Origin of the sequence: Stenotrophomonas sp. PS02297 (assembly GCF_029959705.1) — a bacterium.
Taxonomy (GTDB): Bacteria; Pseudomonadota; Gammaproteobacteria; order Xanthomonadales; family Xanthomonadaceae; genus Stenotrophomonas; species Stenotrophomonas nitritireducens.
In genome coordinates, this window is the sequence record NZ_JASCOS010000006.1 from 55,384 (window position 1) to 77,773 (window position 22,390).

A 22,390-nucleotide genomic window follows, 5' to 3' on the forward strand; every position below is an offset into this window, starting at 1 on the left:
CCATGATGGGCGTGCCCACCTACCATGTGCTCGCCCTGTCTGGGGGCGGCTATCGCGGCTTGTACACAGCGACGGTTCTTGCCGAGCTTGAAGCCGTGCTAGGCCGCCCCATCGCTTCGCACTTCGACCTGATCTGCGGCACCTCTGCAGGCGGGATGCTGGCCTTGGGGCTGGCCGCGGAAATCCCCGCCATTGAACTCAAAGCCTTGTTCGAACGACAGGGCTCCCGCATCTTTGGTTGCCGAAGTCTCGCTCGGCGCCTTCTGGGCTTCTGGTTGACCGCCAAGCACGACTCCGCAGGGTTGCGGGGCGTGCTGACCGAGCGCTTTCAAGACGCCACGATCGGCAACTTGAAGCACCGCGTTCTCGTGCCAGCCGTCAACTACTCGACGGGGCGCGGCCAGTTCTTCAAAACGCCTCACCATCCCTCATTTGAGATGGACCACCGCATGAGGATCGTGGATGTGGCGTTGGCGACCGCCGCTGCGCCCGTTTACTTTCCGCTAGCGCGCAACGATCGTGGCGTCTTTGCGGATGGAGGACTGGTCGGCAATGCGCCAGGACTGTTCGGGCTGCACGAAGTCAATACGTTCCTCGCGCCGAAACAGAATGCACTGGTCCGGGTGCTGTCCATCGGCACGATGACGATCGGTGCAACCGTCCGTGGCGGCGCCAGCCTCGACCGCGGATTCGGCAAGTGGCGCGGAGGGCTGTTCGATCTGGTGATCTCTGCCCAGGAGTCGTCGGTGGACTACATGCTGCGCCAGTCGTTGGGTAGCAACTACTTCCAGATCGACGACAAGGCCACGCCCGATCAAAGCAAGGACGTAAAGGCGCTGGACCGGGTTTCCATCGGCGCCACGAATACGCTGAAGGACCGCGGCAATCATGCAGCGCAGCGCGCGCTTGGCGACCCTCTTTTCCAACCGTTTCGAGCGCACCAGGCCGGCGCACCCACCTTCTATCACGGCCCCAACAAGAATGTGCCGGAGGCCGAATGCTGAACCTGAGCCCGCTTTTCTTTACCACCGTCGATGACGAATCCTGCATGCATGACGAGCTGGATCTGTCGCCCGAGCAACGAGCCTGGATCGCCAGCGCCCGAAATGATGTCAGGAACTGCCTTCGCACCGGAATTCCGCGCGTGCTGCGCGAACGCGGGTACACGGACGACGTGCCGCAGCCACGCTTCTTCACGCAAGGATCGTGGGCGTACAAGACCTTGAACGGCCCGGCACAACGGCCCCAGCAGGCGGATGTCGATGATGGTTGCTATCTGCCGTTGAGTTTTGTCTCGCAGACGAAGCGTCCCAGCAGGGCCACAACGGTGTTCTTTGCAGCTGCTGAAGAAGCCTTGAGGCTGTTGGTCGAGGAGAAGCACTGGAAGCTTGTCACCGACAAGCCGACATGCATCCGGATTGTCATTGCGGCCTATGCCCACATCGACATTCCGTTGTACGCCATCCCCGACGAAGAATTCGTCACGCTCGCGAAAGCCTCGATGGAGCGATACGGCTATGACTCGCTGACGGAGGCGGTGAACATGGCAGAGCGGGATGCCTGGACGGCATTGCCCGCTGATAAAGTGCTCCTGGCTCACCGCGAGTGCAACTGGATGCCCTCCGACCCCAGGCCTGTGAAGGAATGGTTTTTGGGCGAGGTGGAGGCCAAGGGCGAACAGTTCCGCCGCGTGATTCGCTACTTGAAGGCGTTTCGCGATTGGCGGTGGTCGAGCGGTGGACCGGCTTCGATTCTGTTGATGGCCGCTGCGGCTCCGCTATTCGAGAAGCGGGATCGGCGCGACGACCTGGCGTTGCTGGATGTCGTCGCGGCATTGCCGGCCCGGCTGCGCGCGGGGGTGAACAACCCCGTTGATGAGTCGGAGTCGCTTACTGCACGCCTTGGTAAAGAGGGCGTCGAAGAGGCTGCGAAAGCGTTCGAAGCATTCGAAAAAGTGCTGCGCGGAGCCACCAACGCCGGCAGCCCTTCACAGGCCTGCGTCTGGATGCAAGGCGAATTCGGTCCGCGTTTTCCGAACGAGCCGGACCGGGTCAAGGTGGTATCCGTTGTCGCCACCATTGCCGCAGCGCCGGCTACGGCTGGTCCGAGCGAATTGGTCGGGCGCACGAAGGCCGGATGAGCAGCGTCGCCGTGGTCTCCGATGTGGTCGAAGCCTTCAGGCTGCAAGGCTTCGAGTTTGTCGGCAAGACGGACGACGGCTGGTTCAAGCTGAGGGGGCCGTTGATTCCGTGCGGCGCGGACGATGGCATTCCATGTGAGGTTCAGCTCGACCCTACCTTCTTCGACCTGCCTCGCATTCGGCTGCTCGAAATTCCGCCTGAACTGCCCAATGCAGTTCCTCATCTTGGCGCGGAGGGCGGCCTTTGCTATCTGGCCAAGGGAACTGTCGTGCTGGACATCTACGATCCTGTAGGGCAGTCCTTGGCGTGCCTGCAACGGGCGGCAGCGGTGCTCGGGCAGATCTTGAAGGGCGAGATGATCGAAGATCTCGCCGAAGAGTTCTTTGCCTACTGGAACGGCTGGCTTTGTTTTGTGGACATGCAAGGCGAAGATCTGGGGCGACAAAACTGTATCGTTGCGCAAGCCAATGGGAATCCACTCTGGTTCATCACCGACAACGAAGATCGAACAACAAGAAAGTTGCATTCACTCGGCTACCAGGTCACTGATAAAACGGTGCTGACATACCGGGTCAAGACCACCGCGCAACCCCGCCCACTAACCAGCCACTGGCCCCCCGAAACGGTGGGGGACGTCTTGGCTTGGCAAAGCACCCTGGACCCACGGTGTCGGCGCAAGATTCACGAACGAATCAAGGAAGGGCAAAGCAAAAAAGCAAATGGCGTCCTGATCATCATCGAATCGCCACTGATGACCTACGGCTTTGCCGTGCTCTTTGACCACCAAGTGAGTCAAAAGACCAAGCTTGCTGATCGCAGGGATTCGAGTTTTGGGCTGAAGGTAATGCCCGTCTCAGTGATCAGGATCGATGACCGGTATCTGGCCCAGCGCAACATCCCCAAGTCGAAAACGTTGGCGGGGAAACGAATCGCACTTGTGGGTTGCGGCACGATCGGCGGATACCTCTCGGACATGCTGGTCAAGGCCGGGGCAGGATCATGCGGAGGGAAACTCACGCTGGTGGATTTTGATGGCCTCCTTCCACAGAACATCGGACGGCATCGGCTCGGCTTCCCGGACCTGTTGTCGAACAAGGCTGAGGCGATGGCGAAGGAACTCAAGCGCTTGTCGCCAGGCGTCGAGGTTCATGCGCTCCCCGTGGACGTGAGACAGGCCCAACTGGGAAAGCTGGACCTACTCATCGATGCCACCGGCGAAGAATCCCTCGGGCATTGGCTGTGCGGCCGCTACAGGGCTCCCACGCCCATGCTTTCTGTTTGGATCGAAGGGCCGGGAACGGCTGTGCGTGCGCTCCTGAGAACGAACGCATCGGGTGCGTGCTACCGATGCCTATGGCAGAGCCACAGAAGAGGCGAACTTCGCTCGACCATTGATGCTCTGCCTAACATCTTGGCAGGCCACGGGTGCGAGGGCTTGTATGTGCCATTTCCGGCTTCGGTGTCGGTGCAGGCAGCCAGCTTGGGTGCTGAGATGGCCCTTGATTGGGTCAAGGGCGTCCACTCTCCTGCATTGCGGACCCGGCTGATCGACCAGACCCATCATCTGGCCACGCCTGACTGCGATCCTCTGCGAGATCATGATTGCCCTCTATGCAATTCCTAGGGTCCTGGGCAACTGGCGACAAGAGCAGGTTGCTGCATTTTTCGACCCAGACGCTGGAGACATTCAGTCAGCATATCCAGGCTAGTGATGCCGACTGCGAAGCGGGCGGACTCTTGCTTGGTTCTGTACATGGAGCCCATTTGCTCATTGAGCAGGCGACGGTTCCTACCGCGTGGGACAAGCGGTTTCGCTATCTGTTCGAGCGGATGCCGTTTGGTCATGAGGCTATTGCGTTGTCGCGATGGACGGCGAGTCAGGGAACTGTCCGCTATTTAGGCGAATGGCATACCCACCCGGAAGACCATCCCCAGCCTTCTAGCCTTGACAGATCTGAATGGACTTTGTTGGCAGCGCAGCGTCGGGACAAGCGGCCAGTGCTCGCTGTCATCATCGGGCGTAGATCTCTGTATGCAGAGTTGGTGCCGAGATCAGGCGAAGGGTCGATATTCTTCCCCGTGGAGTAGAGCACTAGCGCAACAACCATCATCGTCTTGACTTGCACCTCCACTCAGACGGTAGTGCATTAAAGACGACGTCATCGGGGAAATTCCTTCCTCTGCAGCGGAGTTTGCCGCGGAAAGCGGTGGCTGGCCGGTTCCGATTGATTGCGGCGCCGGAAGACCGGCCGTTTGAGCATCGAGCCATCCGCATCCCTCGGAGAACGGCTCGATGGAAACCACTCGCAATCCCGCGCAGGTTCGGCGCTTCGCCGTCGAGGCACCCTGGGCCGTGCGTGTTGCCGCGCTGCTGCTTGCCGCTGCCGGATTGCAGCCCGCCATCGCCGCTGACGCCTCCGACAACGCTGCGGAGCGCGAGATGCTCGCCGCGGTAACGCGCCAGCTCGAACTGCTGGACCGCCTCGCCGAGCACGCCGCCACCACCGCGCCGCAGGAGCGCGCCCGCTACCACTTCGACTACGCGCGGCTGCGCGCCGACCTGGAGCGCGTGCGCACCGGCGTGCGCGACTACCTCGTTCCGCAACGCGCCCAGCCGCGTGATCCCGTGCCGCTGGCCGGTGACTACACGCGCAGTAACGCGGCGCCTGCGACGTCGCCCAAGGAGGCGCCGTCGTCATGACGCCTTCCGCCGATCAGGTCGCCGCCTTCACGGCCAACGGCGGCTTCGCGCCCGGGGCCGTCTCCACCGTCGTGCTCGGATTCGTCTTCGCCATCCTGCTGCTGTGGGGCGTGTGGGCGATGCGCACTGCCTATGTCGGCTGGGCCGAGCACCACCTGACCCAACGCCAGTTCCTCGGCGTCATCGTGCGCTTCGTCGCGATGTACCTGGTGCTGGGCTTTTTCCTCCTGTCCTGACCCCATGAAAGGTACTTCGCCATGAACGCTCCCGCTACTTCTCGCCGTCCCACGTCGCGGCCCGCCGCGCGCATCGCCGCGCTGCTGATCCCGCTGGGCATCGCCGCCACGCCGCTGCCGTCGTTCGCCGACCTTCCCACGCTGGAAGACCCGTCGCGCGGCACCGGCAGCGGCATCATGCAGACGCTGCAAAACTACGGCTACGACATCGTGCTGCTGATCGCGCTGCTCGTCGTCGCCTCGATGTTCGTCGGCGTCTGCTACCACGCCTACACGCGCTACGCCGAGATCCACACCGGCCGCGCAACGTGGGGGCAGTTCGGGTTGACCGTCGCGGTGGGCGCGATCCTGCTGGTCGTCGGCATCTGGCTGCTGACCAAGGCTACCGGCGTCCTGTAAGGCCCGGCAACGATGGCCGGCGCCCTGGAGAGTCCGTCGCGCGACGGGCTCGTGACCTTCCTGCCGCACCGCCTCAACCGCCACCCGGTGGTCGTGCGCGGGCTCACGGCCGACGAGCTGTGGGTCTGCGCCGGGCTGTCCGGCGCGGCCGGTCTCGTGGCCGGCGTACCGCTGGCCTGGCTGACGCACAGCATCGCGATGGTGCCCACGCTGATCGTCGCCGGCATCGGTGTCGGTGTCTTCGTGGGCGGCGGCCTGCTGCGGCGGTGGAAGCGCGGCCGGCCCGACACCTGGCTGTACCGCCAGCTCCAGTGGCGCCTCGCGCTGCGCTACCCCGCGCTGGCTGCGCATGCGGGCGGGGGCCAGCTCATCACCCGGTCGGGCTGGTGGTCCACGCGGCGCCTGCGGCCCGATCCGTCCCTGCGTCGAGGTAGACCATGAGCCGATTCAAGAACGAGGTCGCGCACCTGCAGGCGCATGTGAAAACCTTGCGCCTGGCTGGCGCCGCACTGTTCGTCGTGGCGCTGCTGCTCGGCTTCGGCTGGTGGAGCGCACCCAAGAGCCTGACCATCCACGTGCCACCCGACCTGCGCTCGGGCAGCACGCGCAAGTGGTGGGACGTGCCGCCGGAGAGCGTCTACGCCTTCACCTTCTACATTTGGCAGCAGGCCCAGCGCTGGCCGACCAATGGCGAGCAGGACTACCCGCGCAACCTGCATGCACTGTCTGCGTACTTCACGCCGAGCTGCCGTGCCTTCCTGCAGCAGGACTACGAATTCCGGCGCAGCAACGGCGAGCTACGCCAGCGCGTGCGCGGCATCTACGAGATTCCCGGCCGCGGCTACGGCGACGAGCCGGCCATGCGCGTGCGCACCGTGTCGGCCAACAACTGGATCGTCACGCTGGACGTGAGCGCCGACGAGTACCTGGGCGCCGAGCAGGTCAAGCGCGCGCTCGTGCGCTATGCACTCAAGGTTGTGCGCATGGACGTGGACCCCGAGCGCAACCCCTTCGGCCTGGCGCTGGACTGCCATGCACGCGCGCCGGAGCGCATCGAGACCCCGCCGCCTGCGGCGCCGCCCGGCCGGGCCGCAAGCGCCGGCTCCAACTTGCAGGGAGACACCCCATGAAGTCCCTCGTGAAGCGTTCATCTGCGGCGGCCCTGGCTGGCCTGCTGCTGTGCCTGGCCTTCGTGCCTGCGGCCCATGCCGTCGAAATCCTGCGCTGGGAGCGCCTGCCGCTGGCGGTGCCGCTGGTGGTCGGCCAGGAGCGCGTGGTGTTCATCGAGCGCAACGTGCGCATCGGTGTGCCGCCCACGGTTGGCGAGCAGTTGCGCGTGCAGAGCGCTGGTGGCGCGATCTACCTGCGCGCGAGCGCGCCGATCCCGCCCACACGGCTGCAACTGCAGGACGTGGAGTCGGGCGCGCTGATCCTGCTGGACATCGCGGCCGAGCCGGCGAAGGCGGGCCAGCCTGCACTCGAACCCGTGCGCATCGTCGAAGGCGACGTGCCGGCGACGCGCTACGGCGAGCCGGCCAAGCCGGCGGACGACGATGCGGAGCGCACCGTACCCGCAGCGAAGCGCGCCACGCCGGTGGCGGTTGTGCTCACGCGCTATGCGGCGCAGAACCTCTACGCGCCGCTGCGCACCGTGGAGCCCGTTCCCGGCCTCGGCCGCGTCAATCTGCGCCGTGGGCTGGAGCTTTCCACCTTGCTGCCCACACTGCCGGTGCGTGCGCAGGCGCTGGCCGCTTGGCGGCTCGAAGACCAGTGGGTGACGGCGGTGAAGCTCACCAACGCCTCCGGGCGCTGGCTCGACCTCGATCCCCGCGCGCTGCAGGGCGACTTTCTCGCCGCGACCTTCCAGCACCCGAATCTGGCGCCGGCCGGCCGCGCCGCCGACACCACGGTGGTCTACCTCGTGACCCGTGGCCACGGCCTGGCCGAGTCGCTGCTGCCCAAGCTCTCACCGATCGACGCGACGGTGAACCTGCCGCCGGCCGCGGCGGCCGGCCAGGCCGAAGGAGGTGCCCGCGATGAAAAGTAACCCCCTCCTGAAGTGGCTGCTGATCCCGATGGCGCTGGTGCTGCTGTTCGTCGGCATCAAGATGTTCTCCGGGGATCGCGGCGCCAAGCCCGTTCCGGCCGGCAGCGCCAACTCGCTCACGCCCGAAGAGATGAAGGCGCTGGGCATCGAGGGCGACACGCCGCGCGATACCGTTGCCACACTGGTGGCCCAGGTCAAGCAGTTGCGCAACGAGCTGCAGACGGCGCTCAACGACAACAAGAACCAGAAGAGCGAGAACGAGCGTATGCGCGCGCGGGAAAGCGCGATCGACCAGCGCATCCAGTCCGCGCTGGATGGTGAACGCGGCCGCCTGCAGCAGGACCGCGAGCAGTTGGCCGGCGACCGCCAGCAGACCCAGGGCCTGCTGCAAGACCTGCAGCGGCGCCTGGATGGGCTTTCCGGCAAGGGCGGCCAGGCCGATCTGCCGGTCGGGCTCGGCCTGGAGGACGGCGACGGCAAGGGCTTCAGCGGCAGCCAGGGCGGCGCCGCGCGCAGCACCAGCGGCACGCGCTGGGTGGAACCGGACGATGCGAAGCCTTCGGCGAAGAACGGCAGCAGCGGCGGCCTGAACTTTCCGACCAGCTTCGGGCCGGCGCAGAAGACGCTTTCCGACACGGCCGACAACGTGGCCAGCACCGTCGCGGATGCAGGCAGCCGCGACGTGGGCACGTCGTCCAAGCCGGTCTACACGGTGCCGTCGAACTCGACGCTGATGGGCTCCATCGCGATGACCGCGCTGATCGGCCGCGTGCCGATCGACGGCACGGTCAACGACCCGTACCCCTTCAAGGTGCTGATCGGCCCGGACAACCTCACCGCCAACGGCATCGACATTCCCGACGTGGCGGGCGCGGTGGTCAGCGGCACGGCCTCGGGCGACTGGACGCTTTCCTGCGTGCGCGGCCAGATTCGCTCGGTGACGTTCGTCTTCAACGACGGCACGGTGCGCACGATGCCGGAGGACGGCAACCGCAACCAGAGCGGCGGCGGCCAGGGCAATGGTGCAAACAGCACGACGCAAGGCGGCCTGGGCTGGATCAGCGATCCCTACGGCATCCCCTGCGTCAGCGGCGAACGGCGCAGCAACGCGCAGCAGTACCTGGGTTCGCAAGCCCTCATCACCGCGGCCGGCGCCGGCGCCGCTTCACTGATCAAGTCGGACAACGGCAGCGTGGCCGTGGTCGCTAACAGCAACGGCTCGCTTGGCACGGTAGGCATCAGCGGCAACGAGGCGATGGGCCGCATCCTGGCCGGGGGCGTCCGCGACATGGCCGATTGGGTCAACAAGCTTTACGGCCAAGCCTTCGCCGCCGTCTACGTGCGGCCCGGCGCCAAGGTCGCGGTGCATCTGGAGCAGCCGCTCAACATCGACTACGACGCCAAGGGGCGCCGGGTCAATCAACGCATCGGAGGCAAGCATGCGTCGGATTTGGATTGAATCGGCCGCGATCCTGTGCGCGGTCCTGGTGCTGGGCGGCTGCGCCACCAGCAAGGACAAGTTGCTGCCGCACGGCGATCACACCATGCTCGACGTGTGGAATCAGGAGACGGGCGGCAGCGCCGGTGGTGGGCAGGCAGCGCGGCAACTGCTCGATGCACGCCAGGACTTGCGCCGGCCGCTGACCGAGGCCGACGTGCAGGCGGTGCCCGCCGCCGCTGCCGCCTACACGCGCACCGCGGCCAACGAGATTTACCGCCAGTTCCGACGCCTGCCGAACCCGGACCTAGTGATGTACGTGTTCCCGCACCTGGCCGGCACCGACCCGGTGCCCGTGCCCGGCTACACCACCGTGTTCCCGCTCTACCAGCGCGTGCAGTACGCGATGCCTGGCGAGCGCCTGGAGGACTACTGATGGCTTGGTCGTTGCCCTGGGCACGCAAGGCCGTCACGCCCGCCGGCCCCGACCTGGATGCCGATGACGCCTGGTCGCAGCATGTCTCGACGCTGGCCGCGCACGGCATTCCCGAGCCCGGCAGCGCGATGGGCAGCCAGCCGCGCCCGCCGACCACCGAAGCGGACCTGCAGGCGCTCTACGGCGTGGCACCGTCCTTCGCCGACCTGTTGCCGTGGATGGAGTACCTGCCCGGCTCCAAGAGCATGTTGCTGGAAGACGGCCAGTCGGTTGCGGGCTTCTTCGAACTGGCCCCGGTCGGCACCGAAGGCCGTGAGATGGCCTGGCTGTGGCAGGCACGCGATGCACTGGAGAACGCGCTGCAGGACTCGTTCGACGAACTCGACGAGAACCCGTGGGTCGTGCAGCTCTACGCCCAGGACGAATCGACCTGGGACACCTACCTGCGCGGGCTGGCCGACTATGTGCGGCCGCGCGCCCAGGGCAGCGCCTTCACGGACTTCTACCTGCGTTTCTTTGGGCACCACCTGCGCGCCATTGCCAAGCCCGGCGGGCTGTTCGAGGACACCACGGTGACGCGGCTGCCGTGGCGCGGCCAGGTCCGGCGCGTGCGAATGGTGGTCTACCGGCGCGCGAACGCTACGACCGCATCGCGGCGCGGCCAGTCCCCCGAGCAGGCGTTGACGACGATCTGCGACCGGCTCGTGGGCGGCCTCGCCAACGCGGGCGTGAAATCCCGCCGCATGGAGGCGGCCGACATCCACGACTGGCTGCTGCGCTGGTTCAACCCGCACCCGACGCTGCTCGGCCCCAGCGCCGACGACCGCGAGCGCTTCTATGCGCTGACGCGCTACCCCGAGGCAGTCGAAGACGGCGAGATCGAGCTGGCCAGCGGAGACTTCGCGCAGCGCCTGTTCTTCGGCCAGCCGCGCTCGGACGTGGCGAACGGCACGTGGCTGCTCGACGGCATGCCGCACCGGATCATCGTGATGGACCGGTTGCGCATGCCGCCTGCGACCGGCCACGTCACCGGCGAAACGCGCAAGGGCGGCGATGCCGTCAACGCGCTGTTCGACCAGATGCCCGAGGACACGGTGATGTGCCTGACCGTCGTCGCGACGCCGCAGGACGTGCTCGAAGGGCACCTGAACCACCTGAGCAAGAAGTCGGTCGGCGAGACGCTGGCTTCGGAGCAGACGCGCCGCGACGTGCAGGAAGCGCGCGGGCTGATCGGCAGCGCGCACAAGCTCTACCGCGGTGCGCTTGCCTTCTATCTGCGCGGACGCGACCTCGCGCAGCTCGACGCCCGCGGCCTGCAACTGGTCAACGTCATGCTCAACGCCGGCCTGCAGCCGGTGCGCGAGGAAGACGAGGTGGCGCCGCTCAACAGCTACCTGCGCTGGCTCCCGTGCGTGTTCGATCCGGCCACCGACAAGCGCCAGTGGTACACGCAACTGATGTTCGCGCAGCACGCGGCGAACCTCGCGCCGGTGTGGGGCCGCAGCCAGGGCACCGGCAATCCGGGCATCACGTTCTTCAACCGCGGCGGCGGGCCGATCACCTTCGACCCGCTGAACCGGCTCGACCGGCAGATGAACGCTCACCTGTTCCTGTTCGGTCCCACCGGCTCGGGCAAAAGCGCCACGCTCAACAACATCCTGAACCAGGTGACGGCGATCTACCGGCCGCGGCTGTTCATCGTCGAGGCGGGCAACAGCTTCGGCCTGTTCGGCGACTTCGCGGCGCGGCTAGGCATGAAGGTGCATCGCGTTAAGCTGGCCCCCGGTGCCGGGGTGAGCCTCGCGCCGTTCGCCGACGCCCACCGGCTGGTGGAAACGCCCAGCCAGGTGCAGACGCTGGATGCCGACGCCCTGGACGAGGACCGCGACGAAGCGGCACAGGCAGCGGATGCCGACGAGCAGCGTGACGTGCTGGGGGAACTGGAAATCACCGCGCGGCTGATGATCACCGGCGGCGAGGACAAGGAAGAGGCGCGCATGACGCGCGCCGACCGCAGCCTGATCCGCCAGTGCATCCTCGATGCGGCCCAGCGTTGCGTGGCCAACCAGCGCACCGTCCTGACGCGCGACGTGCGCGATGCGCTGCGCGAGCGCGCCCGCGATACGGCACTACCCGAGGTGCGGCGCGCGCGGCTGCTGGAAATGGCCGACGCGATGGATATGTTCTGCCAGGGCGTGGACGGCGAGATGTTCGACCGGCCCGGCACGCCCTGGCCCGAGGCCGACATCACCATCGTCGATCTGGCGACCTTCGCACGCGAGGGCTACAACGCGCAGCTTTCCATCGCCTACATCAGCCTTATCAACACGGTCAACAACATCGCCGAGCGCGACCAGTTCCTCGGCCGGCCGATCATCAACGTGACGGACGAGGGGCACATCATCACCAAGAACCCGCTGCTTGCGCCCTACGTCGTCAAGATCACGAAGATGTGGCGCAAGCTCGGCGCCTGGTACTGGCTGGCGACGCAGAACATCGACGACCTGCCCAAGGCCGCCGAGCCCATGCTCAACATGATCGAGTGGTGGATCTGCCTCTCGATGCCGCCCGACGAGGTGGAGAAGATCGCGCGCTTTCGCGAGCTGAACGCGGCGCAGAAGGCGCTGATGCTGTCGGCCCGCAAGGAGGCCGGCAAGTTCAGCGAGGGCGTGATCCTTTCCAAGAGCATGGAAGTGCTATTCCGCGCGGTGCCGCCCAGCCTGTACCTGGCGCTGGCTCAGACCGAGCCGGAAGAGAAGGCCGAGCGTTTCCAGTTGATGCAGCAGTACGGCATCGGCGAACTGGACGCCGCTTTCAAGATCGCCGAGAAGATAGACCGCGCCCGCAGCATCGAGCCGCTGGTGCTCGATGCGCTGGCGTGACGGGGAGTCCACGATGCGCATCCCTCGCTTCGCGCCGTCCCGCACCGTCCTTGTCGTCGCGCTGCTGATGGCCGCGGCCCTGACAACGGCCGCATGGCTCGGCCTGCGGCCGCAGTCGCCGCCCGCCGAACCCGATTTTCCTTCGGCAGAAGCAACGCCTGCGCCGGCAACGGCACCAGCCGGCCCGCCCTGGCGCTATGGCCGCGCCGATGCGCGCTTCACGGTGGTCGAGTACGCCGACCTCGAATGCCCGTTCTGCCGCGCCTACTTCGCAGTGCTCAAGCGCTGGATCGACGCGCACCCGGACGTGAGCTGGCAATGGCATCACCTGCCGTTGCCGTTGCACGAGCCGGCCGCGTCTGCCGGTGCGCGCCTGGTGGAGTGCGTCGGCGAGGCCGGCGGCCAGGCCGCGTTCTGGCAGGCCGCCGAGTGGGTCTACACGCACACCCGCGGCGACGGTCAGGGCCTGCCCGAGGGCCTGCGCTATCCCGACCTCACGCCGGCCGCGCAGCAGTGCCTCGACAGCGACCGCCCCGATGCGCTGATCCGCGCACAGTCGGCGAGCGCGGCGCAGGAGGGCATCAAGGTCACGCCCACGCTGCGCCTGCAGGATCGCCAGTCCGGCAAGACGCTGCTGCTGCACGGCCCGGTCGAAGGAGATGCCTTGCTGTCCGCGATCGACCTGCTGGCGGCCAGTGCAGCGGCCGAGCCCGCATCGAAGGAAATGCCTGCCGAGTCTCTCGGAGACATGCCCAGGTAGCCACGATCTTCAAGGCTACGACGCGGCTTGGCCGTGCTGATCGACCCCGTTCGCTGCGCATCCCTGGACGCGAACAGCCACTGTGCATGCGGTGGCGGATGCCCGCTCTTCTGCCGCTTGTTCTTCATCGTCCCCGGAGGGTTTGTCCCTCCCGGGACAGGCGTCCTCCGACTTCATCCCGTGGAGGTTCGCCATGTCCTATGTCGTCGCCGACTCGCGTCCCGAGTCGCTCAGCCTGATCGCCGCCCAGCACGAAGACTGGATCATCCGCCAGGCCATCGCCTTGCTGGAACAACGCATCTTCAAGGCCGGCCCGATGCTGAACAGTCCCGCCGCCGTGCGCGACTACCTGCATCTGAAGCTGGTCGCGGAGCCCAACGAGGTCTTCGCCGTCGTGTTCCTCAACTCTCAGCACCAAGTCCTCGCCTACGAGCCGATGTTCAAGGGCACGGTCGATCAAACCTCGGTGTACCCGCGGGTGCTGGTGCAGCGCGCCCTGGCCCTCAACGCCTCGGCGGTCATCCTGGCCCACCAGCATCCATCTGGCATGACCGTGCCTTCGGCCGCCGATCAGGCGCTGACCGACCGGCTCAAAGCCGCCCTGGCGATAGTCGATGTCCGGGTGGTGGATTACTTCATCGTCGGCAAGGGCACGCCGTACTCCTTCGCCGAATCCGGCCTGCTGTAGCGCCGCTGACCGCCTGGTCCCCGCGGGAGCCTCGGCTGCCGCTTTTCTTTCGCCTGTCTGCCCAAAGCGGAGCGCGCGCGGTGCGCATTCCTTGTCGCGGTTGGACTGCCTTCGGCGTTCGACTAGAGCCTTGCTCTCATTCCCAGGACGCCCGCCATGACGGCTCCCTTCTTGAAACCCATCCCGCGGCTGCGGTGTACGCGCATCGCCTGCGCGGGAGGGCTGCTGCTGTGCCTGCTCGGCCAGGACGCATCCGCAGCCGACGTGCTGGTCGTGACCGACAGCCGCCATCCCGTGCAGTCCGCATCCGGCGCGCGCGTGATCGAGCTGGATCTGCCCGAGCGCATCGAGGCCGAACTGGCCGCGGGCCTGCCTGCCGATCCGGGCCGCGCGGCCGCGCTCGTGCAGCAACGCCTGCGCGATGGCAGCCAGGCACTACAGCGCCGCATCGGCAGCGCCTACCAGGGCGTCGCCGATGCCTGGGGCTTGGGGCTGGCCAAGGTGCCTGCCGTGGTGGTCGATCGCCGCTACGTGGTCTACGGCGAGCCCGATGTCGCGCGCGCCGTGGCACGCATCGAATCACATCGGAGGGCACAGCCATGAACCGCCTGCTGTCGGCGTCGTCGCGCCGGGCCCGCCTTGCCATCGCTTCGGTGCTGCTCGGCGGCGCCGCTTCGAGCTTCGCGCTGAACACGGCTACCATCGTGTCCTCGGCCCTGTCGCCCGACTGCCTGGAATATCGCGTCGTCGGCATCTGCTACTGGCTGTTCTGCACCTGGACGGGCTGCACGGTGCGCACCTCGGTGAAGGTGCGCCACTACATTCCCGACGCGGTGGTGTCGAGCTACAGCAACACCGGCGAGAACCCGTGGATCGAGGTGCGCGCCATGAGCATGCCCAATCCCACGGCGCAGGCCGGCGGCGACGGGACGACGAACCACGACAACGAGAACAACCTGGCGAAGTTCAAGAACGCCGACGTGATCGGGCATCCCGGCGGTTCGGTGTTCAGCCAGTTCGCCAGCGCGTCCGGCTACGCCTGCCAGGGCGCAGGCACGGCCTTCATGCCGTACCTGCTGAGCACCCTCGACACGCTGGCCTGGCGCTACAACGTCCCGGAGATGGTGTACCCCGAGGCGGTGATCCCCGGCATGCGCGAGATCGGCGGCCGCACGACGCTCAACCTGTGGGGCAACGTCTATCCGCGCGGCGGCTTCCTGCATCAGACCGACGACTACAAGAGCGGCGCCGTCGTCGCGCAGCGCGCGGGCGATGTCGTCACGCGGCGCATGCAGCCGCACGTCTACCAGCCGCTGCTCGCGAGTTCGAGCGACGGCTATTGGCCGGCCGGCGCCCTGGTGGAGAGCGATGCCTCCACCGGCAAGTGGCAGGAGCTGACGCCGACCCTCTCCAACTCCTGCGCCGTGTTCCCCCACTCCAACACGCGCGTGCAGGCCCAGCAAGGCGACTACGCCTGGGCGCTGTGGCGGCCCTATGCCTGCTGCCAGCGCCGCGGGCAGGTCTTCCTCGGCAGCGTCGATTTCCTCTGAGGTATTCCGATGAAAGCGTCTCTCTCCCGTTTCGCACAGCGCGCCAGGCCCTACGCGCTCAGCATCGCGCTCGCCTGCGCCGTCACGGCCGCAGCCGGCGTCGCGTGGGCGCAGACCCGCATCAGCCCCACCGGCGTCGGCGTGAGCGGCAGCGTCATCGGCGACGACGTGCTCTACAGCATCGGCGGCGGCCGGGCCGTGTCCATGGGCGGCGCCGGGAACATGCAGAGCATCGGCGTGGGCATCGGCTGGAACAGCAACCTGATCTGCGGAAACATGAGCATCACGACGACGCTGCAGAACCAGTTGAACGGCCTCACCAATGGCTTTCAGCAGATCATGTCCTCGGTGATCCAGAGCGCCACCAGCGCCGTGGCGTCGCTGCCGGCCCTGATCATCCAGCGCGCCGATCCGGGCCTCTACAACCTGCTGACCAACGGCGTGCTGCAGGCTCGGCTCGATTTCGACCGCAGCAAGTTGACGTGCAAGGCGATGGCCAACCGGATGACGGACATGGCCGGCGGCCAGGCCGGGTGGGATCAGCTCGCCGAAGGTTTCGCGCTGCGCGATGCGGTGAGCAGCACCGATGCGGTGTCCGCCGTCGAGCAGGCCGAATCGAACAAGGGCAACAACGGCGTGCCCTGGGTGGGCGGCGGCAACGCGGGCGGCTCGGGCCAGGGTTCCATCAAGGTGGTCGGCGACGTGACTCGTGCCGGCTACAACCTGCTCAACAGCCGCGGCGTCAGCGACACCTCATCCATCCCGCGCGCGTCCTGCGGCAACCGGCTGACCTGCCAAACTTGGTCCTCGCCGCAGGCCGCAGCGGACTTCGCAACCCGCGTGCTCGGCGAGCGCGAGCAACGCACCTGCGAGACCTGCACCAAGACGCAGACCACGCCTGGCGTCGGCCTGACGCCGGTGATCCAGGAAGAGTACGAGACCAAGCTGCAGGCACTGCAGGGCCTCGTGACGGGCTCGACGCCGATGACGGTGGCAAACCTCGAAGCCGCCGGCAGCAACTCGCTGCCGATCACGCGCGGCGTGATCGAGGCGCTGCGCGACGAGCCCGATCAAGACCTGCTCGGCAAGCGCCTGGCGTCCGAAGCCGCGCTGTCGAGCGTGCTGGAGAAGGCCCTGCTGTTGCAGCGCACGCTGCTGACCGGCAAGAAGGAGCCGAACGTCGCCGCCAACGAGCTGGCCGTGAAGGCGGTCGATCAGGAGAACAACGCGCTGGAGCAGGAGATCAACAACCTCAAGACCGAGCTGGAGCTGCGGCGCACGCTGGCCGGCAATTCGGCGATGGCGATCGTGCAGCGCCACGGCACCCGCGCCGCGGGCTCGCGCGGCATCTTCGAGGGCGACACGACGCGCGACCGGCTCAAGGAAGTGCAGAAGCCGCGGAGCGGGCCATGACCAGCCGGGCCTGGCTGCGGCCGGCACGGCTGCTCGGCCGCCGCGTCGGCATCGTGCTGCTGTGGGTGCTGCTGGTGGCGGGCATCGCGGTCGGCGTGAACGTCGTCGGCCTCCACATCGTCGGCAGCATCGACGGCTGGGAGCAGTGGCTGCGCGAGCACTCGGGCCACTTCCTCGTCTGGCGGCTGCTGCTCTACGCGGCGACGGCCTACGGCTGGTGGTGGATGCGTCGGCGCCTGCGCGAACGCGAGCCATTGGCCGAGACCCATCAGCGCCTGCTGCGCGCCGAGATCGCGGCCGTCGCCACCCTCGTGCTGCTCGAAGGCAGCCAGCTACTGCGCAATGGCTGAGCCCTGGAGAACGCCATGACGCTCAACACAACGGACTACCTGGAGTATTACCTGACCCTGGTCGGGTGGATCGTCAGCAACGGCATCTGGAACATCCTCGTGGCCAGCGGCGTATTCGCGCTGCCCTTCGTGGTCATGGTGGTGCAGGAATGGCTGCGCGCGCGGGCCGAGGGTGCGGACGAGGGCAACAAGGGGGTGCTGTCATCGATGCGCATCGAGAACCGCGTGTGGGTGGCGATCGTCGTCATCCTGTTCGCCGGCATCCCCTTCATTCCGGTCGACCTCAGCACCATCAAGTTCGACACGACGCGCTCCGCGCAATGCCAGGTCAGCGTCCCGCAGCCCACCGACACGGGCTGGTCGAACGCCTACACCACGCTCAACAACCAGAGCGCGCTGGTGCCGGTGTGGTGGTTCTTCATGCACGCCATCTCGAAGGCGGTGACGGGCGGCGCGGTGGCGGCCATCCCCTGCGGAACGGATCTGCGTCAGATGCGCATGGACGTGGATGCCACGCGCATCGATGACCCGGTGCTGGCCCAGGAGGTCGGCGACTTCGTGCATGACTGCTACGGCCCCTCGCGCGCCAAGCTGTTCATGTCTCGGCCCACGCTCTCCGACGAGCAGATGAATGACGTGACCTGGATCGGTTCGAGCTACTTCCTGAACAACGCGGGCTTCTACGACACCTACCACTCGAACACGCCACGCACGGCCTGGCCCTACGACGCGACGCGCGATGCGGGGCTGGCCCAGGTGGATAGCGGCGGGGGCTACCCCACGTGCCGGCAGTGGTGGTCGGACGGCGGCAGCGGCCTGCGCGCGCGCCTGCTGGCCCAGGTCGATCCCGACCTGCTGACGCGCATCGGCCGCTGGGCGGGCTTCCTGTCGCAGAGCGAGGTGAACGACTCGGTGATCCGCGCCGTGGTCTCGCCGCGGCAGCAGAAGATGAACCAGGGCTCGGTCTACACCGACTACGGCGGCCAGATCGAGAAGACGCTGCCCAACGTCGTGACGCGCGGCGCCGGCGACCTGGGGCTGACCATGGGCTCGCTGGGCTTCTTTCCGGCGATGGACGTGGTACGCCAGGCGCTGCCGATGGTGCTGTCGCTGCTCAAGATGGCGCTGGTGATCTGCATCCCGCTGGTGCTGGTCTTCGGCACCTACGAGCTGAAGGCGCTGGTCGCGGTGAGCTGCGTGCAGTTCGCGCTGTTCTTCGTGGACTTCTGGTTCCAGCTCGCGCGCTGGCTGGACAGCACGATCCTCGACGCGCTCTACGGCTGGGGGTTCGGCGCGAACCGGCCGCACAGCAACTACGATCCGCTGATCGGCCTGAACAACGCCTTCGGCGACATGCTGCTGAACTTCGTCATGGCGACGATGTTCATCGTGCTGCCTACCTTCTGGGTGGCTGCGCTGGGCTGGGTAGGCGTGCGCGCGGGAACGGCAATTCAAGGGCTGGCGGCAGGAACCAGGGATGCCCAAGCTGCTGGCGGCAGGGGTGCGGGTGTCGCTATGAAAGCAGCGAAGTAACGCCTCTAGGCTTGCTCGTCTTCTGGATCGTGGGGGTCGATCCGGTAATCGTCATGGGTGTAGAGGCCGTACCCGGCAGGGCCGTATCGCCATTCCGGCTTGTGTTCCTCGTCGTAGCTCCCATCGTCGTTGCGGACTACCCAGGCGCCGACCAGCGCGAACGCAAGCAGCAGTGCCAGCCAGAACGCGGTGTAGAGCAGGACACCGATCGCAGCGAGCTTGACGGCCAGCAGCGCGGCCTTGGCAATGCCAGGCGCCCATCCCTGCGCGAGCAGCCAGCCCTGCGCCCGCCGATCCAGACGCGCGCAGCCTCTCCACGCCCGGCCCAGTGTCCGGCCGAGGCGTTCTGCGAAGGTGGTCTGTGCGGCGGTCTTCATGGTGGCTACCTCATGTTCATCCTGTCGTGTGGCTGTGATCCCTGTCCGTGTCGCGATTGAAACCTGTGCTGTTCTTCAACCGCGGTCTAGTCCTTGTCTGCTGCGCGCCAGTCGGCCTGGCTTGCGGCCACCAGCGCCGCCCAATCGTCCGGCGGGTTGCCGCGTCCCAACATCTTCTCGAACACCGCATAGGGGTCGGACTTGCTGCCCGACGACCGCAAGGTCTGCTCGTCGTTGACCCAGGCGAACACGATCGCCTTGGCCTTGGAGTCGAAGCGGAAGAACAGCCGGAACCGCCTCCCGATCTTTGCGCGCCGCCAGTGCCGGTAGGCCGGCCCCAAGGTGTTGCCCTGGCGGAATTCGTCGCGCGCAGGATCGCTCGGCACGACATCCATGATCAACTGGCTCAACGCCCGGAACAGCTTGACGTTGGCGTTGCTCTCGAACCCCTGCGGGTCGTTCTGTTCGGCCCGTTCCGCGGCCGCGTGCAGCTTGCGCAACTGCTCGATCACGCCCTCGTGGAACAGGAGCGTCCAACCGTGCCGCTGCATCAGAGCGCCACTTCGCCTTCGATGTCTTCATCGAGGTTCACCGCGTGGTGCGCGTTGGCCAGCATGGCCCGCGCCAGATCGTCCGGCAGGGACTGGACGTGCCGCCCGGCCCGGATGTCCGCTTCCAGCAGCCCCAGGAAGGCGCCGATGGCCGGGTCTTCATGGTCGGCGTCGGCGCGGGTCACGACGACTTCGCCGCCGCGCAGGTCGAACGCCACCTTGCCGCCGGTGTCCACGCCCAGCGCTTGCCGGATGGACTTGGGCAGCGTGATCTGACCCTTGGAGGTCAGCGTCGCGACTTCGTGGATTTCGGGCATGGCGGCACTCCTGATGGCAATGCCTGGATGGTAAGGAAATTTCCTTACCTTGTCAATCTGGGTGTGCATGGTGCTCCGTCCGGTCGATGAAACGGCTCCATCGTAGGGGCGGCACAGCCAGCCTTCCCGCATCAATCCGACTTGGGCCAAACCCGCATTGGTTGTGGTTCGGCAGGCGTCGTTGCCCTATATCCAAAGGTTTCCGTAAAGGCCAAAGGGCTGGGGAAGGGGCAAGGGAATGGGGCCAAGGGGAAAGGCCCTACCCGAAAAGGCCAAAAGGCTCTCCCGACCGGCCCGCCGTCTGGGGTTCGCCATGCTCTCGCTGTTCCAACGCAAACGGGTGCCACCTGCCGCCAGTGCGCCACCGCCCAAACCTCCCGCCGAGCCCGGCAAAGGGCTGATGCGGCCGGAGCCGGCCGCATCGCTGCTGGCGACGCCGCGCCGGCAGAAGCTGCTGGAACACATCTGGCAGCGCACCTCGCTGTCGCGCCGGCAGTTCGCCACGCTGTACCTCGCCCCGCTGGAACGCTACGCCGAGCTGGTCCAGCAATTCCCCGCGTCGGAGGCCCATCACCACGCCTATCCGGGCGGCATGCTGGACCACGGCCTGGAGATCGTCGCCTACGCGCTCAAGCTGCGGCAGTCGCATCTGCTGCCCGCCGGCGCCACGCCGGAGGCGCAAGCCGCCCAGGCCGAGGCCTGGACCGCAGGCACCGCCTATGCTGCGCTGCTGCACGACATCGGCAAGATCGCGGTCGACCTGCACGTCGAGTACGCGGACGGCACGGTCTGGCATCCCTGGCACGGCCCGCTGCGGCGGCCGTACCGCTTCCGCTACCGCAGGGAGCGCGAATACCGGCTGCACAGCGCCGCCACCGGGCTGCTCTACGCCCGGCTGCTCGATCCGGGCATCTTCGACTGGCTCGCCGACTACCCCGACCTGTGGGCCGCGCTGCTGTACGTCCTGGCCGGCCAGTACGAGCACGCCGGCATGCTCGGCGAACTGGTCGTGCAGGCGGACCAGGCATCCGTCGCCCAGGAACTCGGCGGCGATCCGAGCAAGGCCCTGGCAGCGCCCCGGCACGCACTGCAGCGCAAGCTGCTCGATGGCCTGCGCTACCTCCTGAAGGAAGAATTCAAGCTGAACCAGCCCCAGGCCTCGGATGGCTGGCTGACCCAGGACGCGCTCTGGCTGGTGAGCAAGACCGTCTCGGACAAGCTGCGCGCGCATCTGCTGTCGCAGGGCATCGACGGCATCCCGGCCAGCAACACGGCGGTGTTCAACGTGCTGCAGGATCACGGCATCGCCTTGGCCACACCGGACGGCAAGGCGATCTGGAAGGCCACCGTCACCAGCGATGCCGGCTGGTCGCACAGCTTCACCTTCCTGAAACTGTCTCCGGCCATGGTCTGGGATGCGGCCGACCGGCCGGCGCCGTTCGCGGGTCGCGTGCAGGCCGACGAGGAACAAGGGGCGCCGACACCGCAGGCACCGGCATCCGAAGCGCCAGGCTTGGAAAGCGCCGATACGGCGCCACCAAGCATCGCGCCGACCGTCCCTATGCCCACCGACAACGGCGTGGCTGCGCTGCTCGATCTGCTGAGTGACACGGCCCCACCCGTAGCGCCGGAGGCCCCGAGCGAACCCGAGCCTGCCTCGCCACCGGCGCCTACGGTGCTGCCGCAGATAAGCCTCGCGCCATTTCAGGATCGGCCGGAGCCATCCGGCGAGCATTTCATGGCCTGGCTGCGTCAGGGCATCCAGACGCACAAGCTCATCATCAACGACGCCAAAGCCTTGGTGCACAGCGTCGCCGGAACGGCCTACCTGGTGAGCCCCGGCGTCTTCCAGCGCTATGCGCAGGAACATCTGCAAATCGCCGCACTGGCGAAACCGGAGAACCTGGAGGGATGGCAGTGGGTGCAGAAGCGTTTCGAGAAGCTAGGCCTGCACCGCAAGCAAGCCAGCGGGCTGAATATCTGGACCTGCGAAGTCACGGGGCCGCGCAAATCCAGGCGACTGCACGGCTACCTGCTGAGCGCTCCCGAAGCGCTGTTCCAGGAAATGCCTCCGGACAATCCATACCTGCGCCTCCTCACCGAGGCCGTAAAGCGCGAAAATTCAGCCGCCGGTAATAAGAACGACAACGAACAGGGGTAGACAAGGAGCCACGGCGCGGGCCGGCTTCAGTCCGCTGATTTAGGCGGAGCCGTCTCTGCCAGCTTGGCTTCAGTCAGCGCCATCAAGTGGGCAGAACTGCATTTCAGCGCACGGGCGATTTTGAGAATGAGGGGGAGCGTGGGGACATGCTCGCCACGCTCGATCTTTCCCATGTGCGAACGCTCGATTCCTGACAGATGAGCCAGCGTTTCCTGGGCGATGCCTTGACTGGTTCTTTCTTCGCGCACGGAGGCCCCAAACGCGATGGCTGGTTCCGCTTCGTAGGTTGTTGTCCCGGTGGGCCGGCCTCTTTGAATCGAACGCTTTTGCATTGCCAAAAGCGTCGAGGATTGACACGATATAAACCACGTTAAACTTAACTCAATAGAAGCGACTTCATCGGTCGCCGC

Annotated in this window: 25 protein-coding genes; 21 read left to right on the forward strand and 4 right to left on the reverse strand. The window is 66.7% G+C overall.

All coding sequences use genetic code 11. The features are described 5' to 3' along the window. Positions 1 to 2 precede the first annotated feature (2 nt). The 20 genes from QMX80_RS02755 to QMX80_RS02850 all read left to right on the forward strand — a co-directional run bounded on the left by QMX80_RS02755 (position 3) and on the right by QMX80_RS02850 (position 18,574). Positions 3 to 1,004 carry a CBASS cGAMP-activated phospholipase gene (locus QMX80_RS02755; protein ID WP_003454800.1) on the forward strand — a complete coding sequence of 334 codons (1,002 nt, stop codon included), beginning with the start codon at positions 3 to 5 and terminating at the stop codon, positions 1,002 to 1,004. Further along, complete coding sequence (locus QMX80_RS02760; RefSeq protein WP_003454798.1) at positions 998 to 2,140, forward strand: cyclic GMP-AMP synthase DncV-like nucleotidyltransferase; 1,143 nt, start codon at positions 998 to 1,000, stop codon at positions 2,138 to 2,140. Before QMX80_RS02755 ends, QMX80_RS02760 begins: the two co-directional genes overlap by 7 nt. Beyond that, positions 2,137 to 3,765, forward strand: coding sequence for a ThiF family adenylyltransferase (locus tag QMX80_RS02765; RefSeq protein WP_003454796.1), 1,629 nt, complete (start codon positions 2,137 to 2,139; stop codon positions 3,763 to 3,765). Before QMX80_RS02760 ends, QMX80_RS02765 begins: the two co-directional genes overlap by 4 nt. Continuing rightward, a complete protein-coding gene (locus tag QMX80_RS02770) occupies positions 3,753 to 4,229 on the forward strand; it encodes a Mov34/MPN/PAD-1 family protein (protein WP_003454794.1) in 477 nt (158 codons plus the stop codon). Before QMX80_RS02765 ends, QMX80_RS02770 begins: the two co-directional genes overlap by 13 nt. Before the next feature lie 205 nt (positions 4,230 to 4,434). Further along, positions 4,435 to 4,842, forward strand: coding sequence for an RAQPRD family integrative conjugative element protein (locus tag QMX80_RS02775; protein ID WP_004265602.1), 408 nt, complete (start codon positions 4,435 to 4,437; stop codon positions 4,840 to 4,842). Continuing rightward, positions 4,839 to 5,078, forward strand: coding sequence for a TIGR03758 family integrating conjugative element protein (locus QMX80_RS02780; protein WP_003454790.1), 240 nt, complete (start codon positions 4,839 to 4,841; stop codon positions 5,076 to 5,078). The genes QMX80_RS02775 and QMX80_RS02780 overlap by 4 nt, the downstream gene beginning before the upstream one ends. A 21-nt stretch (positions 5,079 to 5,099) precedes the next feature. Next, positions 5,100 to 5,477 carry a TIGR03745 family integrating conjugative element membrane protein gene (locus tag QMX80_RS02785; protein ID WP_003454787.1) on the forward strand — a complete coding sequence of 126 codons (378 nt, stop codon included), beginning with the start codon at positions 5,100 to 5,102 and terminating at the stop codon, positions 5,475 to 5,477. A 12-nt stretch (positions 5,478 to 5,489) separates the two neighbouring features. Further along, positions 5,490 to 5,918 (forward strand): TIGR03750 family conjugal transfer protein, encoded by a 429-nt coding sequence (locus QMX80_RS02790; RefSeq protein WP_003454784.1) that lies wholly within the window; start codon positions 5,490 to 5,492, stop codon positions 5,916 to 5,918. Further along, positions 5,915 to 6,607 carry a PFL_4703 family integrating conjugative element protein gene (locus tag QMX80_RS02795; RefSeq protein WP_003454780.1) on the forward strand — a complete coding sequence of 231 codons (693 nt, stop codon included), beginning with the start codon at positions 5,915 to 5,917 and terminating at the stop codon, positions 6,605 to 6,607. Before QMX80_RS02790 ends, QMX80_RS02795 begins: the two co-directional genes overlap by 4 nt. An 8-nt stretch (positions 6,608 to 6,615) precedes the next feature. Then, a complete protein-coding gene (locus tag QMX80_RS02800; RefSeq protein ID WP_282275165.1) occupies positions 6,616 to 7,524 on the forward strand; it encodes a TIGR03749 family integrating conjugative element protein in 909 nt (302 codons plus the stop codon). After that, positions 7,514 to 8,983, forward strand: coding sequence for a TIGR03752 family integrating conjugative element protein (locus QMX80_RS02805; RefSeq protein WP_049591574.1), 1,470 nt, complete (start codon positions 7,514 to 7,516; stop codon positions 8,981 to 8,983). Before QMX80_RS02800 ends, QMX80_RS02805 begins: the two co-directional genes overlap by 11 nt. Continuing rightward, positions 8,964 to 9,398 carry a TIGR03751 family conjugal transfer lipoprotein gene (locus QMX80_RS02810; RefSeq protein WP_004265606.1) on the forward strand — a complete coding sequence of 145 codons (435 nt, stop codon included), beginning with the start codon at positions 8,964 to 8,966 and terminating at the stop codon, positions 9,396 to 9,398. Before QMX80_RS02805 ends, QMX80_RS02810 begins: the two co-directional genes overlap by 20 nt. Continuing rightward, positions 9,398 to 12,280 (forward strand): conjugative transfer ATPase, encoded by a 2,883-nt coding sequence (locus QMX80_RS02815; protein WP_004265608.1) that lies wholly within the window; start codon positions 9,398 to 9,400, stop codon positions 12,278 to 12,280. The genes QMX80_RS02810 and QMX80_RS02815 overlap by 1 nt, the downstream gene beginning before the upstream one ends. Positions 12,281 to 12,293: 13 nt before the next feature. Beyond that, positions 12,294 to 13,040: a thioredoxin domain-containing protein gene (locus tag QMX80_RS02820; protein WP_003454752.1), complete on the forward strand. Its 747-nt coding sequence runs from the start codon at positions 12,294 to 12,296 to the stop codon at positions 13,038 to 13,040. Between the two features lie 193 nt (positions 13,041 to 13,233). After that, positions 13,234 to 13,728: a JAB domain-containing protein gene (locus tag QMX80_RS02825; RefSeq protein WP_004265610.1), complete on the forward strand. Its 495-nt coding sequence runs from the start codon at positions 13,234 to 13,236 to the stop codon at positions 13,726 to 13,728. A 156-nt stretch (positions 13,729 to 13,884) separates the two neighbouring features. Further along, the gene (locus QMX80_RS02830) at positions 13,885 to 14,331 is read left to right on the forward strand and encodes a TIGR03757 family integrating conjugative element protein (RefSeq protein ID WP_003454745.1); all 447 of its coding nucleotides are present in this window, start codon (positions 13,885 to 13,887) and stop codon (positions 14,329 to 14,331) included. Further along, the gene (locus QMX80_RS02835) at positions 14,328 to 15,278 is read left to right on the forward strand and encodes a TIGR03756 family integrating conjugative element protein (RefSeq protein WP_003454742.1); all 951 of its coding nucleotides are present in this window, start codon (positions 14,328 to 14,330) and stop codon (positions 15,276 to 15,278) included. Before QMX80_RS02830 ends, QMX80_RS02835 begins: the two co-directional genes overlap by 4 nt. A 9-nt stretch (positions 15,279 to 15,287) precedes the next feature. Next, positions 15,288 to 16,691: an integrating conjugative element protein gene (locus QMX80_RS02840; protein WP_049591573.1), complete on the forward strand. Its 1,404-nt coding sequence runs from the start codon at positions 15,288 to 15,290 to the stop codon at positions 16,689 to 16,691. Continuing rightward, a complete protein-coding gene (locus tag QMX80_RS02845; RefSeq protein WP_004265620.1) occupies positions 16,688 to 17,041 on the forward strand; it encodes a hypothetical protein in 354 nt (117 codons plus the stop codon). The genes QMX80_RS02840 and QMX80_RS02845 overlap by 4 nt, the downstream gene beginning before the upstream one ends. A 15-nt stretch (positions 17,042 to 17,056) precedes the next feature. Further along, on the forward strand, positions 17,057 to 18,574 hold the full coding sequence (locus tag QMX80_RS02850; protein WP_049591571.1) for a conjugal transfer protein TraG N-terminal domain-containing protein: 1,518 nt from the start codon (positions 17,057 to 17,059) through the stop codon (positions 18,572 to 18,574). Positions 18,575 to 18,579: 5 nt separating this feature from the next. Here QMX80_RS02850 and QMX80_RS02855 read toward each other — a convergent pair whose 3' ends face one another. From QMX80_RS02855 to QMX80_RS02865, 3 genes are all read right to left on the reverse strand, one after another. Next, positions 18,580 to 18,951, reverse strand: a complete 372-nt coding sequence (locus QMX80_RS02855; RefSeq protein WP_003454730.1) for a DUF3742 family protein — start codon at positions 18,949 to 18,951, stop codon at positions 18,580 to 18,582. Positions 18,952 to 19,037: 86 nt separating this feature from the next. Continuing rightward, positions 19,038 to 19,502, reverse strand: a complete 465-nt coding sequence (locus QMX80_RS02860; RefSeq protein ID WP_003454727.1) for a type II toxin-antitoxin system YhaV family toxin — start codon at positions 19,500 to 19,502, stop codon at positions 19,038 to 19,040. Then, positions 19,502 to 19,819, reverse strand: coding sequence for a type II toxin-antitoxin system PrlF family antitoxin (locus tag QMX80_RS02865; RefSeq protein ID WP_003454724.1), 318 nt, complete (start codon positions 19,817 to 19,819; stop codon positions 19,502 to 19,504). The genes QMX80_RS02860 and QMX80_RS02865 overlap by 1 nt, the downstream gene beginning before the upstream one ends. A gap of 313 nt (positions 19,820 to 20,132) precedes the next feature. Between QMX80_RS02865 and mobH the strand changes: the two genes are divergently transcribed. Further along, entirely contained in the window at positions 20,133 to 21,980 is a 1,848-nt protein-coding gene (gene mobH / locus QMX80_RS02870; RefSeq protein ID WP_031329115.1) for a MobH family relaxase, read from the forward strand. A gap of 26 nt (positions 21,981 to 22,006) precedes the next feature. Here mobH and QMX80_RS02875 read toward each other — a convergent pair whose 3' ends face one another. Further along, complete coding sequence (locus QMX80_RS02875; protein ID WP_003454714.1) at positions 22,007 to 22,312, reverse strand: helix-turn-helix transcriptional regulator; 306 nt, start codon at positions 22,310 to 22,312, stop codon at positions 22,007 to 22,009. Positions 22,313 to 22,390 lie beyond the last annotated feature (78 nt).